Genomic DNA, 14,449 nt, shown 5'->3' with positions numbered 1-14,449 from the left:
ACAACCTTGTCACTCATTATTAGGATAACTGCTATACTCCCCTATGGTCTCCCCAAAAGATTTTATTAGTCCCGTCAATTCTGGACAAGAGTTGGTCTATCCTTTTCGGAACTATCTTAACTGTCTTCACGAAAAATACTCTGATTTACAGACGGGTAATATCGCCGATTATATTCCGGAATTAGCTCTAGCAGCCCCCCAATGGTTTGGTATTTCTGTAATTAGCACTGACGGTCAGATTTTTGAGGTGGGAGACTGTCAGCAAACCTTTACAGTACAATCGATTTCTAAAGCTTTTGTCTTTGGATTAGCACTAGAAGATCACGGACGGGAATACGTTAACAGTAAAGTCGGTGTTGAACCCACGGGGGAAGCTTTTAACTCGATTATTCTCGATGAAAAAACCAATCGTCCCTATAATCCTATGGTTAATGCTGGTGCGATCGCTACCACGGATTTAATCACCGGACAGAATGCCACCGAAAGGCTAAAACGTATTTTAGAAATGTTTAAACGCTATACCGGCAGGGATCACGAGATTAATGTCCCCGTTTTTCTCTCGGAAAAATCCACAGGCAACCGCAATCGGGCCATGGCTTATCTGATGCTAAATTTTGGCATGGTTAGCGATAAAATTGAAGAAACCCTCGATCTTTACTGTCAACAATGCGCCATCCTCGTCCATGCTCACGATTTAGCTCTGATGGCTGCTACCTTGGCTAATGGAGGTGTCAACCCAATCACAGGAATACGGGCGATCGATGAACACTACGTTCAAGATGTGATCAGTGTTATGCTTACCTGTGGAATGTACGACGCTTCGGGAGAATGGGCCTATCGGGTAGGATTACCAGCAAAAAGCGGTGTCGGGGGTGGAATTACGGCAGTAGTCCCCCATCAGTTGGGAATTGGAACTTTTTCGCCCCTTTTAGATGAAAAAGGCAACAGCATCAGAGGAGTGAAAATTTGTCAAGATATTTCAGAGGATTTTGGTTTACATTTATTCAATGTGGCCAAACCGGAACGAGATTTAAAAACATGGCTTGAAGGTAATAGTTGATACCACCCCCTACTTCCCTCTCCCCACTCTGCCATGGCTTTTAAACAGGATTTAGTCTGATAAGTAGGGAGGCACAATTATTTGTAGGATGGGTTAGCGGTAGCGTAACCCATGCGGGCTACGTTCTTCTTACCCCACAGTTAACTTTACTTTTGTCCTGAAAATCGATAAAACCCCACACCCCACACCCCACACCCCACACCCCACACCCTGCCCCCAGGAAAAACTTTTTGCCGCAAACCCTACTTAGCTGTCCCCTGCAAGAGCGCCTACCGGCCCTAGAAAATTAATTTGGCTAGAGGTCTATGGAAAAAATTTCAGAAACCTCTTGACAAAAGCAGCGGGTTGTGTGTAATATAAATATCGTGTGAGGAGTATAAGTTCAGCATAAGAAGAACCTTTGGGGTCGAAACACGGCAAGACTCCCAGAGGTTCTTCTTTTTCACTCCCTTATTGGCTCAAAGTCGGTCATAAAATCAGGTTTTGCCCGATCGCTAGTTTTTTCTCAAGTTATCCCTTCTAGGTCTGTTTTTGCTTGCCAAGAGCAACAGGTCAAAATTTTTGCCGAAGAAACTGCACAAGAGCAGTGAAATTGCTCGTAAAATTGGGAATTAAGTACAAGGGCAATTCTATGGCAGATAAAAATAACGGTAACGGTGGCTTATTCGTCGTCGGGGTTTTATTGGGCAGTGCGATCGGGGCAGTGGCGGGTTTATTAGTAGCACCGAGATCTGGAAAAGAAACCCGTCGAATTCTGCAAAAATCCGCCCGGGCTTTGCCAGAATTAGCCGAAGATCTGACGACGACGATGCAATTGCAGGCCGATCGCCTATCGGAATCGGCCCGGCGTAATTGGGATGATACTTTAATTAGATTAAAAGAGGCGGTGACAGCCGGAATCGAAGCTAGTCAAAGTCTAGCCACGGACAATCCTTTCCCCGACTCAGAAGACTCCCCCCAAGGCGATAATCATCACTCGAATGACCATTAAATGACCGAACCTATTTTCTGGCTAGGATGTTCTTTACTGCTAGTCGCCGTTAGTTTAACGGCGGTTTTCATCGCCGCTTTACCTGCTCTGCAAGAGTTAGCCCGGGCAGCCCGCAGTGCCGAAAAATTATTCGATACCCTCCATCGGGAATTTCCCCCGACTCTAGAAGCAATTCGCCTGACAGGGGCGGAAATCAGCGAATTAACCGAAAATATCGATGAAGGGGTCAAAAGTACCCGCCAAGTTGTCCAGGGAGTTGATCGCAGTCTCGGTAGTGCTAAAGCTGGTCTCAGCAAGCTCGATCGTGGCAGCCGTCGCCTCTTGATCGGTTTTAAAGCCGCTTGGAATACTTGGAAACGCAGTTAAGGAGATACCCCAAACAAAAAACCCTCGGCGCAACAGCGAGCGCTCGAACCACTGATAACTGACAACCAAACCCTAATAATTCCATCTTGGTCTTTTTCCGCCACCGCTTCGCCACCCTTTACCGTTCCGACTGTCCGAGGGACTCAAAACCCTTGCACTTTCGCTCTTCGATTTCGAAGGGTTCCGCTTCCAGACCTGCGAGGTCATTCTGTTATTCTGACTTCCCCCCCCGACTCGGAGACTCGGAGACTCGGAGACTCCTAACCCCACCAACAAACTTTTTGCCGCAAACCCTACTTAGGTATTTAAAACAATTTGCAGTAAAGTATGGAGAGTTAGGGCAACAATAGCGGTAATTTTGCCGATTCCTCCCAAAAAAGGCACAGAAATTAAAAAACCAAATAGGGCTAAACTGGGGATAGTTTGTCGGGTGTTAACGATCGCTATAATTCGGTTGAGCGAGAATAGCTTGACGACTAATTAAAATACCTAGAGGAATCCCGATTAAGCTACCGATAGCCATGGCTATTCCCGTCAAGAAAAGATGCTCTCCAGTGCGAAAAGCGATTTCCCCCGCATAATCTAGCCAAAAACTATCCATAAACTTCTCTTAAAGCTGCTGCTTCATCCTATTGAAGGATAACCAATTCGGTCATGATTGAATAGAATGAATAGCGGCTATTAGTTCCAGTCTTTATTTAAAGATTCTATCACCATCTTGACATTATTCCCTTGCTAAAGACAAATGACTAACAAAATTAATTCTCGGGCTAAAACTGTTGCCGATTGGGCTTATATCGGTATTGATAAACATTTTCATAAAGTTCTTAAACACGAAGCTGGGGTTTTACTCGATCAGGATACCGAAGAATTACATCAAATTCGTGTGGGAATGCGCCGTCTTCGCAGTACCTTAACCGGTTTTGCTGCCGCTTTAACCATGCCGAAATATGCCGATCAAAAACGGGTGGGTAATCTGGGCAGAATTTTAGGAGAATTGCGAGATTTAGATGTGTTAAAGGAGGCTTTTGTCGGTCATTATCAGCCAATTTTACCCCCGAAAGAACAGGATTTACTGAAGAAAGTTTTACAAGTTCTCGAACACCGAAGGGAGAAGGCTTTTACTAAGGTAGAAAAGCTGTTAAAGTCCGATAAATTTCTCAATTTTAAGGCAGATTTTGCCAGTTGGTTGGATAATCCCACCTATCAACCGATGGGAAAATTAGATATTGCCACAGTTTTACCAGACTTATTATTACCCCAAGCGAGTCACTTTTTACTGCACGAAGGCTGGTTAGTTGGGGTAAATTTAGAGGGAGATAGAAGAGTAAGAGAGTTTTCTAGTCAAGAAATTGATGACTTATTGGAAAAAGAAGGATTATTACTGCACGATCTCCGCAAAGAAGCCAAGCGTTCCCGCTATAATATGGAGTTATTCACTCAGTTTTATGGCGACAAATATCAAGAGTATCTAGAAGATATTAAAAACCTTCAAAGTATTCTCGGAGAAATGCAGGATTGTTGTGTTATCTCGGATTTTCTTAGTCAAATTTTCCCCGATTGTCTTGCTAAGGAAATGCCGACTTTACTAGAAATTTTCCAAAATATCCGTCACCAAAAATGGCAAGAATGGCAACCCCTACAAAAGAAATTCCTTGACGCTGACACCAGAAAAAGTCTGCACCAGACAATTTTACAGCCTATTTTTCGGCCAAATAGTGTAGAATTAGAAACTAATCCAGAATCCTGAGATTAGGAACCGATGAATTTTTTTCAAAAGTTAAACCACGCCATTAGTCAAAACCAGACTCTACTCGTCCTCGGTTTAGATGCTAACCCCGAAATGATGCCCTCCACCCCAGGAGAATTAATCGTTAATTTAGAACAGTGGCTCAAGTTTATTATCGATGAAACTGCTCCTTTTGTCTGTGCCTACAAACCAACTTTAGGCTTTTATCAAGCTTTGGGAGCAGCGGGGTTAGAATTATTACAGCGAATTTTAACGGCAATTCCCGATAATATCCCTGTAATTTTGGATGCTAAACACGGCGATATTAATACTAGCAGTATTTTAGCCGAGACTATCTTTAAAACTTGGCAGGTGGACGCAGTTACTCTCAATCCCTACTCCGGACAGGATCACGTTGCTCCTTTTTTAGTTTACCCCGAGCATGGCGCTTTTATCCTCTGTCATACTTCCAATCAAGGCGCGATTAATCTGCAAGAATTTCCCAGTCGCGACAATCCTTTTTATCTGCAAGTTGTCAAAGAAGCTTGCACCTGGGGAACTCCCGAACAGGTGTTTTTAGAAGTGGGAACCACTCAACCAGAGATTTTGACAAAGATTCGCAATTTTGCCCCCGAAAGATTGATTTTATTACGCAGTATTTGGGAAGACAAAAGTAAATTCTCCGAGTTAATTACTGTGGGTTTAAATAGTCATGGCGAGGGTTTATTAATTCCTGTCCCCCAAGACTTTTTATCTCAACCCGATTTGGGGGCAAAAGTAAAAGATTTACGAGAGGAAGTCAACAGAATTAAACAAAATCACCAGCAAGAATCTAGCCAAGATGATACTTGGACTGCTAACGTTTGTCTTTTAAAACAACATCCTCATCAGGATTTAATTTTACAATTATTTGATATTGGTTGCTTGATGTTTGGCGATTATGTGCAAGCGTCGGGAGAAACTTTTTCCTATTATATCGATCTGAGAAAAATTATCTCTAATCCTAATATTTTTCAGCAGGTAATTGAAGCCTATGGAGAAATATTAAAAACCTTGACATTTGACCGCATTGCTGGTATCCCCTACGGTTCTTTACCCACAGCTACCGGTTTATCTTTATTATTAAATCATCCGATGATTTTCCCCCGCAAAGAAGTAAAAGCTCACGGCACAAGAAGATTAATTGAAGGTAATTTTCAAGTGGGGGAAACGGTGGTGGTGGTGGACGATATTTTAATTTCTGGCAAAAGTGCGATCGAGGGAGCAGCAAAGATTAAATCGGCAGGATTATTAGTTAATGATATCGTGGTTTTTATCGATCATGGTGGCCCTGTTAAAGAGAAACTTCGTAGTCATGGTTATCAAGCTTATTCGGTTTTAACCCTAGCAGAAATTACCGATACTCTCTACGAAGCGGGAAGACTGACAGAAGCAGAATATAGCTGTTTTTTAAATCGCTCCCATTGATATTTAGCCATCAGTTATCAGTTATCAGTGATCAGTTACCAGTTACCAGTTACCAGTTATCAGTTATCAGTTATCAGTTATTAGTTATCAGTTTTAAGTGAGCAGTATGTATTAAGTGAGCCTCATCAAATGGCAGTTTCGGATCTTCTGGTTTCTGTGTGGAAACGAGGCCTATACTGATAGTTTTTTTTCATAAAATAGTCCTAAAAGTCTTGCCCAGTAAGCATTTAAACTTACATAAGCAAAAATTATCACACAAAGTCGAGAAGAGCCCAGTTTCCTGCTGTCTTTTCACTGATTACTGTTTACTGTTTACTGATCAGTGATCACTGATTACTGTTTACTGATCACTGATCACTGATCACTGATTACTGATTACTGATTACTGAAAGTCTTTAAGAAGCTTGACTGCGTAATACCTTTAGGGTATTCAGGAGCTTGCTTTCTTCTTTTTCCTCAAAAATAGTTAAATCTTCGGGTTTACAACGTTTTATCTGCAATTTAATCCCCTGCGCTCCTTCTGTTTTCAAATCTTCTTCGTAACCAGCTTGAGCGACTTCAGCCTCGTCTTTAGCGAGAAAAGGACCGAAATAATAAGTACATCTGGGATAGTCGGTTTTAATCTCGACCCAGTAGGCTAATCCGAACCTTTCCAGTAAGCTAATCAAAAATTCTTTCATCTCGTTCCCCATCTAAATCTACTCTGGTGGTTTTGTTACGTTCGTTTACACTTCGCAAACTTCCTTCTTATTTTATTTATACTTTTTCCTTTTGGCTATTGGGAGTGTCGAAAAATACAGATTTTCAGTCGGGGGAATTTTGCCAGCGTTGACGGTAAACTTCGTAAATAGCCATAGCCGCCGCCACCGAAGCATTGAGACTGGGGGTTTTGCCGGCCAAGGGGATAGATACCAACTCATCGCAGGACTTTTGGGTCAACAGACTCAACCCCTCCCCCTCCGAACCTACCACCAATCCTATCGCACCCGTTAAATTAATTGTGTGTAAGGATTTACCAGTTTTTGCCGCCGTGCCGTAGAGCCAAAAACCGGCTGCTTTTAATTCCTCTAAAGCACGATTGAGATTGACCACTCTGGCAACGGGTAAATATTCCAAGGCCCCCGCCGCCACTTTCATCACCGTCGATGTCACCCCGGCGGCGCGACGTTGGGGAATAACCACCCCCTGACAACCCATAGCTTCGGCGGTGCGAATAATTGCCCCCAGGTTATGGGGATCCGTAATACCTTCAGCGATGACGATGACGGGGTGGCGACTTTTGCCCTTAGCTTTTTCGATCAGATCGGCTAATTCTATATACTCATAGGGAGACATCTGGGCTGCAATCCCCTGATGATTGGCCTTATTGGTAATCTGATCGAGACGCAGATCGTCCACCTCATCAATTACCGTACCGTTGGCCTTGGCTTTTTCCAAAAGGGTATGATAACGGGGATCGTAACGGAGTCGATTGACCACCCAAATCCGATTCAGTTGGCGCTCCTCCTCCATGGCCGTTAAAACCACCCGACGACCGTAGAGCAGATCATCAGCTTCTTGGTTTTCTGGAGTTACTGCCGGGGATTTAGCCAGAATTGGCCCGGTTTTTGGCCGCGAGGGCCGGCGAGAATTACGATTATCGGACTTGTCACGAAATGGTCGATCGCTCATGATTGGATGGATTAATAGTAGAGGGCTATAATTCTAGTTTTTCTAATAGTTGATGTAATCTTGAGGGGTCTTGTAGATAAAGATATCCGAACAGGGTTTCTAAACTGCTGGCCTGCTGATAGACTTGGGCTGTCAGACGACGGCGTTTTCCCGTGACCGCATTGCGTCCCCGGCGCAGAATTTCTTTTTCTTGGTCTGTCAGATAGGGCTGCAGTTGTGCTAAATCTAAAGCCTGTTGTTCGGCCCTGACTTTGCCTACCACCTGAGCGTGATAGTCTCCCAGACGCTGGGGCGGCAGTAAATAATAGGTGCGGATGTATAATTCATAAACAGCATCCCCCAGATAGGCCAGAGAAGCAGGCGATAATCGGTCAAGACCCTCTAGGATTGGTGAACCCTCGCCATTGACCTGTAAGCGAATTTTTTCGAGAGGAGATTCCACGATTTACGCTTTTTCTAGATATTCGATCGCCGCTTCTAGGGTGGGTTGCAGGGAAAAAAACTTCTCCAATCGCACCAGTTTTACAGTTTGAGTTACCCGGGGATTGGTAACAATTTGTAAACTGCCCCCTGCGGTTTTGGCCTTTTTCACCAATTTTACTAAGGCCCCTAAACCGGAGCTATCGATAAAATCAATCTGAGCGAGGCTAATAATCACATCCTTGGGACCTTGCTCCACATAGCCTTCGATCACCTTACAAAAAGTCGGTTCGGAAAAGGCATCTAAAAGACCCGTCAAACGGAAAATTTGGTACTTATCTCTGACCTCACGCGTGCCTCGCAAGCTGACGGTCAAGTTAATTGCTTCTGGAATAATCGCCTCCTAGCTCTAGAGCCGTAAAAATCAAAACCCTAGTATACCCTAAAAATTTACGACCGACCCTTTTTTGCTTCCCGCATTAAATCAACAAATTTGGCGAACAGATAATCGGCATCGTGGGGGCCGGGACTGGCTTCGGGGTGGTATTGTACCGAGAAAAAGGGCAAAGACTTGTGTTTTAAACCCGCTACGGTGCGATCATTGAGGTTGAGATGGGTAATCTCCACTTGCGGATTTAAAGATGCCTCCTGCACGGCAAAACCGTGATTCTGACTGGTAATTTCCACCTGTTGCCGCAGTCCACAGGGTTGATTTAACCCGCGATGACCAAATTTCAGTTTAAAGGTTTCTGCTCCTAGGGATAGGCCTAAAATTTGATGACCCATACAGATGCCAAAAGTGGGTTTTTCTCCTTGCAAAAGTTGCTTGGCTAGGGCAATACCTTCGGTGACAGCCGCCGGATCTCCCGGTCCGTTAGAAAAGAAAATACCATCGGGATTATAGGCGGCGATTTTTTCCGGGGGAGTGTCAGCGGGAACCACGATCACCCGACAACCGTAGCTAGCTAAACGCCGGAGAATATTGCGTTTGATGCCAAAATCGATCGCCACCACCGTTAACGGTTCTTGATCACTATCAATTGGCGCAAATTCCCAGGCGGACGGGGTGGGAGTCGTCCATTCGTACACTTCCTTGGTGGTTACTTCTTTGACGAGATTTAACCCCGCCATACTGGGGGCTGCCTGCACCAGCCGCAGTAAATCGTGATAATCGAGTATTTCCGTAGAAATTGCCCCATTCATCGCCCCAAACGAGCGAATTTTGCGGGTCAAAGACCGGGTATCGATGCCATAGATGCCAATAACATGATGAGCGGCCAGATAATCCGGTAGGGATTGGGTAGAACGCCAATTACTGGGCCGGTGGCAGATATTTTTGGCGATCGCTCCTTTCACCTGGGGACGAATTGACTCCTCATCCTCGGGATTAACCCCCGTATTCCCCAATTCCGGATAGGTAAAAGTGACGATTTGACCAGCATAACTGGGATCGGTGAGGACTTCCTGATAACCAGTCATCCCCGTGTTAAAGACAACTTCGCCGACGGTGGTTCCCTTGGACCCGAAGGAATAACCCTCGTAGACCGTACCATCGGCCAGAACTAATAAGGCTTTTTGACTAGCAGCACTTGATATCATTGTCAATTTTTTAATCTTGAGTAGTGGTGAGAAACAGAAGTCAAGGATAGACTAGAACAGGGACTAGAAAACGAATTGCTTAGTTTTAATTGGCTAGAGCGTTTTATGATTAAGAGTACGTCCGCTCAAGGACAACAGCTTCCCCTGACTAGCCATCGGCAAGATCCTATCGCTTAAAAAATAACTATATAAATAATATGAGTCCAAGAAAACTGACTGATGCCACGAAAAAAGAAATTCTTAAGCTTTATCGGGAAACGGAGGCCACCACTTCCACCTTAGCCGAGCGTTATGGCGTGAGTAGTTCTACGGTCAGTCGTTTTCTCAAAAATTCTTTTTCTGGCGAGGAATACGAGCAGTTAATCCAGAAAAAACGCTTGGCCCGCAATGGTCGTGGCCTCGAGGAGGAGGAAACAGCAGCCGATTTACCAGAAAAAGCGATCGAGGTGATTGGTTTTCGGGCAGCCCACATCGAGGCTAAGGATGAGCAGGCTTTTGAGCAACCGATCGCTTCTGTGCAACAATTAACCCTGTTAATGGATACCTCTTACCCGCTAGAACCAGATAATCTGGAAGATACAGAAATTAATGGCGATAAAACCCTAGAAAATCCTAATTTAACCGATTTTTTCGTCGAAGACCTCGAGGAAGACGAGGAGGAAGAGGAGCTTGATGAGGATTGGGATGAAGAGGAGGATGAAGATGAAGATGAGGAGGAGGATGAGGAGGAGGAGGAACTAGCGGGGAGCTATTTAGGCCCGACTATCGTTAAAACAGCCCAATTACAGATATTACCCCTCTCGGCGGCGGCTTTTCCCAAAACCTGTTACTTGGTCATTGATCGCGCTGCCGAATTAATCACCCGTCCCCTCAAGGATTTTGCCGAATTGGGTAAGGTTCCCCCTCAGGAAATCCAGCAGCGCACCCTCCCCATCTTTGAAAGTCATCGCATCGCTCGTCGTTTCTCCAAGCGCAAGGAAAAAGTGATTAAAGTTCCTGACGGTCGCCTGATCGAAAAAGCTCACGCTCAACTGGAAGCGAAAGGGATCACCCGTCTGCTCATGGATGGTCGTATCTACGCTTTAGAGTAGGGAATTAGGGGATAGGAGACTCCAGCAGGCTCCCTAGCAAGGGGAAGCCAAAAAAAGGAAAAAAGCGTTGAGAACAATAACCAGATGGTGACTGTTCTCAACGCTTTCTGTCAAGTCTGATTGAGATGCTCTTACCCTGATTACTCGTCAAAAACAATCTCGTTTATTTATGGTGACAGCGGGAATATTTACTAGCATTGTTACAGGTTTACTTGGGTTGGGATTCTACCAGTCATGGCTGCTACCTTACTTTTATAAAATCCCCTATACTAAGGAGCCTCAACTATTTAGCCAAGGCGAAAAAAAGCTATTTATTAAACAGGAAAATTTTTATAAAGATCGGGGCATTTTTGCTTTTCAAAATGCTAATTATTTGGCAGCTAAACAGTTATTCAAAAAAGCCTATCTTGCTAATCCTGAAGATGCAGAAACATTGATTTATTATAATAATGCTATCGATTATTTAAGTAATAATTATGTGACTTTGGCGGTGGTTATTCCCAGGGGCAAAAAAAATGAAATTTCCCAAGAAATCCTTAAAGGTATTGCTCAAGCACAATATTTATTTAATAGCCAATTACCGACAAATGCGAATAATTTATTTTTAAATATCGTTATTGCCAATGATAATAATGATGAAAAAGTTGCTAAGATAGTCGCTAAGGAAATCGTTAAAGACCCCAAAGTTATTGGAGTAATTGGACATTATTCTAGTGAAGCCACCTTAGCGGCTTTACCTATCTATGAAAGAGCCAAAATTACTTTAATTTCTTCTACAAGTTCCTCGGATGTAATTGAGAGTGAATACTTTTTTAGAACCGTTATCACCAATGAAAAAATTGGTGAAACTTTAGCTAATTATGCCAGCCAACATGATCTAGATAAGGTAATTATTTTAAATAATTCTAACCAGATTGATAGCCAAGAACTTACTCAAGAGTTTCGTCAAGCTTTCCCAAAAAAAGGCGGTAAAATCACTAAAGTAATTGATTTATCATCTTCCCTAGATATTGACGCAGAAGTTTTAAAAGCATTCTCCCAAGATCAAATTAGAGGAATTGTCTTATTTCCCAGTTTGGAATCAGCTTCTTTTGTAGTAGAATTATCCCATACTCTTGAACAGTTGAATACCAGCACCACTCTAGATCTGAAAAATAAGCTAGTTCTTTTAGGGAGTCATTCCATGTATGAACATGAAATGTTGGCTGATAGCGGTAAATTTATTGATAATTTAGTTTTGGCTGTGCCTTGGTTTTCCCATCTAATTAAGTCCCAAAATTTTGTCAGAGATACTCAAGCTTTATGGAAAGAAGATATTAGTTGGCGAACCGCTACCAGTTATGATGCGGCCCAATCATTTATAGCTGCTATTAGAGCCTTGCAATCCCAGAATAAAATTTCCTCAGAGTTGATACAAGAATATTTAGAAAACCTCAATCTTTCGGCTGATTTGACCTCAGGCAATTCTCTCATATTTGTAGATAATGAATCCGAATCTAATCGAGAACCAATTACTGTGAGGGTTGAGAGTAAGTTAGAAGAAAAACTTGAAAACTCAATTCAGTTTCACTGGGAATCTCAACGAGACTAATCAAGCAAGTCGTCAAAATATACTTGATACAAATTGCAACGCACCTCTAGGGTATCATGATTTTTGTCGATCAGTCCCAATCGTTCCAAAAATTGGACAGATTCTCCTTTCATTTGAGCCGGAGTCAGAGCTTTTTTCTGAAGAATTTGCCTAAAAATATTCCGTAGGTTAGCATTACTTTTCAGATATCTCATCAGTAGGAAAAAATGACTTTGAAATGGCTCTCGTCCCTGTAAGGCATCATCTAGAACCTTTTCTAGAGAATTTCCTTCTTGCAATTTTACCAAGATTAACTTAATTAGATAAGGATTACCTCCCACTAAGTTCATAACCTTGTGAACATCTGATAACGTCCAATTAATGCCATTAACTTGAGCGAAAGTGAGAACTTGTTCCGCATTAAAATCCGATAAACTAGCCACATAACCTACACCAATTAAGGGAGAGGCATAAAAATCATAGTTGCTATAAAATTCCGTTGAATGAATAATAATTAAGCGCAGTTTCCGCCAAGGTGGGGAACGTCTTTCATGCCAACTTCTGAGAATCCCACAAATTTCATTACCGAGGGTTTCAGTTTCTAAAACTGTATCAAATTTTTCAAAGACAAAAACCAGAGGATTAGCACTGGGTTGGAGAACATATTCCTCTAAATATCGTCGAGTTTTCTGGGCAGGAGTTCCGGGACGAGACCAAAATTTATCGAGAAGAGATTCGTTAATCTTTAATTCTTGGGTAATGGTACGACAAATCGACAGCAGCAAGTCTTCACAACTAAGGTCAATAGTGGCTTTTTCCTCCTCACAATCAATGATAACTGGTTGATAATTATCTTGTTTGAGATGATGGACTAACCAATTAACTAAACGGGTTTTGCCACTATTATGAGGTGCGCGAATTCTTAGCAACGATTGTTCTTGCTGAAGAACTTTGAGACAATTTTCCTCCAGAGGTGGACGTTTCACATATAGTCATTTCAAATAAGTGTGAGACGAGGGAAAAATAAGGTAAAATAAAGAGAAACGAGCAACCCATACAGAAAAATGTCTTATAGCCTAGACTTGAGAAAAAAAGTAATTGATTATGTAGAGAATGGGGGAAGCATAACCAAAGCCGCCGCTCTATTTAATATAGGAAGAGCCACAATATATAGATGGCTAGGTAGGGAAAAACTGGAAGCGACAAAGGTAAAACACCGTCAAAGAAAGCTAGACTGGAAAGCATTGTCAAAAGATGTCCAAGAAAATCCCGAGGCAAGATTAAGAGACAGAGCCGAGAAGTTTGGAGTGAGACCAAGTGCCATTTGCTATGCCTTAAAAAAAATGAAAATTACCAGAAAAAAGAAGGAACTTCGTTATAGAGAAAGAAACCGAGAAGAAAGAATGAAATACTACAGAGTGCTGAGAGAATTGATTAAAACATATGGAAGTGAAAGCCTTGTATTCATTGATGAGTCAGGGTTTGAAGAATTTCAAGCCTGCCTTTATGCCTGGTCAAAAAAAGGGAAGAAAGTATTGGGAGATAGACAAGGAAAACGAGGAAAAAGAGAAAACCTTGTCGCCGGGAGAAGAAAGGGAAAAAAAGACTTTATTGCCCCGATGGTATTTACGAGAAGCCTGAATGCCGAAGGTTTTGAAGGGTGGTTATCTTTATATTTATTGCCCTCTCTAACCATAACATCAGTATTAATTATGGATAATGCACCAATTCATCGGAAGACAGTCATTAAACAACTGGTAGAAGAAGCAGGTCATCAGGTAGTGTTTTTGCCAAAATACTCTCCTGATTTAAATGATATCGAACATGATTTTAGTGCATTAAAGAGAGCCAGAATGTATGCTCCTGTGGGGACACCCCTTGATGAAATTATTCGTACTTATTGTGTCGCCTAGTGTCTCGTTCTTATTTGAAATAACTATAATCCTTAATATAGGTCTGGTAATCCTGTTGTTTTTCCTCATCTAAAGAGGAGAGAATAGCAGCAATTGCGGGAGATTGATGTTTACTTTTGTTTGCCCACTCTTGAATCAAAGCTCCTTAGGTTAGTTAAAATATCATGACCCCGTTGCCAAAAAGTAATTTGAAAAGTACGAATTTTTCCTTGATTATTGAGACGATGATCTTCCAAAATACCTAAAAATTTTTCGTTAAGATATTCCGTCAAAGCATCCCGAATTTGCCATGAATCCAGCCTTTGACCACATTTTTCAGTCAGCATTTCTAAAGCATTAAGTTCGGCTTGAATTTTCAAATTTTTCTCATTAATCCAGCTAAATTTAATAGCCATATTTTCACAATTATCCACCTCGTAGTTAGCAAACTTTAACAGAGCATTAAGCAGATATTTGGTTCTTTGTCTGGGAATATCCCCATAGGTAACTTTTCTAGACATTTGTTTATTCTCAATTAGTGTGAATATTTTCTCAATAAGTCCAATTTATCGAGGTACTCTAGACAACCTTGA

15 protein-coding genes and 1 pseudogene are annotated in these 14,449 nt (G+C 42.3%); 8 read left to right on the top strand and 8 right to left on the bottom strand.

Features of this window, described 5'->3' with window-relative positions:
- Nucleotides 1-43 precede the first annotated feature (43 nt).
- From glsA to GQR42_RS22210, 3 genes are all read left to right on the top strand, one after another.
- Nucleotides 44-1,060 (top strand): glutaminase A, encoded by a 1,017-nt coding sequence (glsA, locus tag GQR42_RS22220; protein ID WP_158201648.1) that lies wholly within the window; start codon nt 44-46, stop codon nt 1,058-1,060.
- A 631-nt stretch (nt 1,061-1,691) separates the two neighbouring features.
- Nucleotides 1,692-2,051 carry a YtxH domain-containing protein gene (locus tag GQR42_RS22215; protein ID WP_158202547.1) on the top strand — a complete coding sequence of 120 codons (360 nt, stop codon included), beginning with the start codon at nt 1,692-1,694 and terminating at the stop codon, nt 2,049-2,051.
- Nucleotides 2,052-2,417 (top strand): DUF948 domain-containing protein, encoded by a 366-nt coding sequence (locus GQR42_RS22210; protein ID WP_158201647.1) that lies wholly within the window; start codon nt 2,052-2,054, stop codon nt 2,415-2,417.
- 300 nt (nt 2,418-2,717) lie between these two features.
- Here the strand turns inward: GQR42_RS22210 and GQR42_RS22205 are convergent.
- A pseudogene (locus GQR42_RS22205) lies at nt 2,718-3,018 on the bottom strand (glycine betaine ABC transporter substrate-binding protein); the annotation flags it as partial.
- 144 nt (nt 3,019-3,162) lie between these two features.
- On the opposite strand from GQR42_RS22205, the gene GQR42_RS22200 reads away from it, so the two are divergent.
- Both GQR42_RS22200 and GQR42_RS22195 read left to right on the top strand, forming a co-directional pair.
- A complete protein-coding gene (locus GQR42_RS22200) occupies nt 3,163-4,167 on the top strand; it encodes a CHAD domain-containing protein (protein WP_158201646.1) in 1,005 nt (334 codons plus the stop codon).
- A gap of 12 nt (nt 4,168-4,179) precedes the next feature.
- On the top strand, nt 4,180-5,613 hold the full coding sequence (locus GQR42_RS22195) for a bifunctional orotidine-5'-phosphate decarboxylase/orotate phosphoribosyltransferase (protein WP_158201645.1): 1,434 nt from the start codon (nt 4,180-4,182) through the stop codon (nt 5,611-5,613).
- 395 nt (nt 5,614-6,008) lie between these two features.
- Here GQR42_RS22195 and GQR42_RS22190 read toward each other — a convergent pair whose 3' ends face one another.
- The 5 genes from GQR42_RS22190 to carA all read right to left on the bottom strand — a co-directional run bounded on the left by GQR42_RS22190 (nt 6,009) and on the right by carA (nt 9,303).
- The gene (locus GQR42_RS22190) at nt 6,009-6,305 is read right to left on the bottom strand and encodes a DUF1816 domain-containing protein (protein WP_158201644.1); all 297 of its coding nucleotides are present in this window, start codon (nt 6,303-6,305) and stop codon (nt 6,009-6,011) included.
- Between the two features lie 112 nt (nt 6,306-6,417).
- Nucleotides 6,418-7,284, bottom strand: a complete 867-nt coding sequence (gene rlmB / locus GQR42_RS22185) for a 23S rRNA (guanosine(2251)-2'-O)-methyltransferase RlmB (RefSeq protein ID WP_158201643.1) — start codon at nt 7,282-7,284, stop codon at nt 6,418-6,420.
- Nucleotides 7,285-7,309: 25 nt separating this feature from the next.
- Nucleotides 7,310-7,726 (bottom strand): Mini-ribonuclease 3, encoded by a 417-nt coding sequence (locus GQR42_RS22180; protein WP_002741322.1) that lies wholly within the window; start codon nt 7,724-7,726, stop codon nt 7,310-7,312.
- 3 nt (nt 7,727-7,729) lie between these two features.
- Nucleotides 7,730-8,080, bottom strand: coding sequence for an STAS domain-containing protein (locus GQR42_RS22175; RefSeq protein WP_158201642.1), 351 nt, complete (start codon nt 8,078-8,080; stop codon nt 7,730-7,732).
- A 74-nt stretch (nt 8,081-8,154) separates the two neighbouring features.
- The gene (gene carA, locus GQR42_RS22170) at nt 8,155-9,303 is read right to left on the bottom strand and encodes a glutamine-hydrolyzing carbamoyl-phosphate synthase small subunit (protein WP_158201641.1); all 1,149 of its coding nucleotides are present in this window, start codon (nt 9,301-9,303) and stop codon (nt 8,155-8,157) included.
- 197 nt (nt 9,304-9,500) lie between these two features.
- On the opposite strand from carA, the gene GQR42_RS22165 reads away from it, so the two are divergent.
- Both GQR42_RS22165 and GQR42_RS22160 read left to right on the top strand, forming a co-directional pair.
- Nucleotides 9,501-10,394 (top strand): helix-turn-helix domain-containing protein, encoded by an 894-nt coding sequence (locus tag GQR42_RS22165; protein WP_158201640.1) that lies wholly within the window; start codon nt 9,501-9,503, stop codon nt 10,392-10,394.
- Nucleotides 10,395-10,563: 169 nt separating this feature from the next.
- On the top strand, nt 10,564-11,985 hold the full coding sequence (locus GQR42_RS22160; RefSeq protein WP_233271126.1) for an ABC transporter substrate-binding protein: 1,422 nt from the start codon (nt 10,564-10,566) through the stop codon (nt 11,983-11,985).
- On the opposite strand, the gene GQR42_RS22155 is transcribed toward GQR42_RS22160, so the two are convergent.
- Nucleotides 11,982-12,950: an AAA-like domain-containing protein gene (locus GQR42_RS22155; RefSeq protein ID WP_233271125.1), complete on the bottom strand. Its 969-nt coding sequence runs from the start codon at nt 12,948-12,950 to the stop codon at nt 11,982-11,984. The genes GQR42_RS22160 and GQR42_RS22155 overlap by 4 nt on opposite strands.
- Before the next feature lie 78 nt (nt 12,951-13,028).
- Between GQR42_RS22155 and GQR42_RS22150 the strand changes: the two genes are divergently transcribed.
- Nucleotides 13,029-13,877 carry an IS630-like element ISMae21 family transposase gene (locus GQR42_RS22150; protein ID WP_002793034.1) on the top strand — a complete coding sequence of 283 codons (849 nt, stop codon included), beginning with the start codon at nt 13,029-13,031 and terminating at the stop codon, nt 13,875-13,877.
- A gap of 110 nt (nt 13,878-13,987) precedes the next feature.
- Here the strand turns inward: GQR42_RS22150 and GQR42_RS22145 are convergent, their stop codons facing one another.
- On the bottom strand, nt 13,988-14,377 hold the full coding sequence (locus GQR42_RS22145) for a hypothetical protein (RefSeq protein WP_233271124.1): 390 nt from the start codon (nt 14,375-14,377) through the stop codon (nt 13,988-13,990).
- Nucleotides 14,378-14,449 lie beyond the last annotated feature (72 nt).

This window comes from Microcystis aeruginosa FD4, assembly GCF_009792235.1.
Lineage (GTDB): Bacteria > Cyanobacteriota > Cyanobacteriia > Cyanobacteriales > Microcystaceae > Microcystis > Microcystis viridis.
This window is presented reverse-complemented; position numbering and strand designations above follow the sequence as displayed.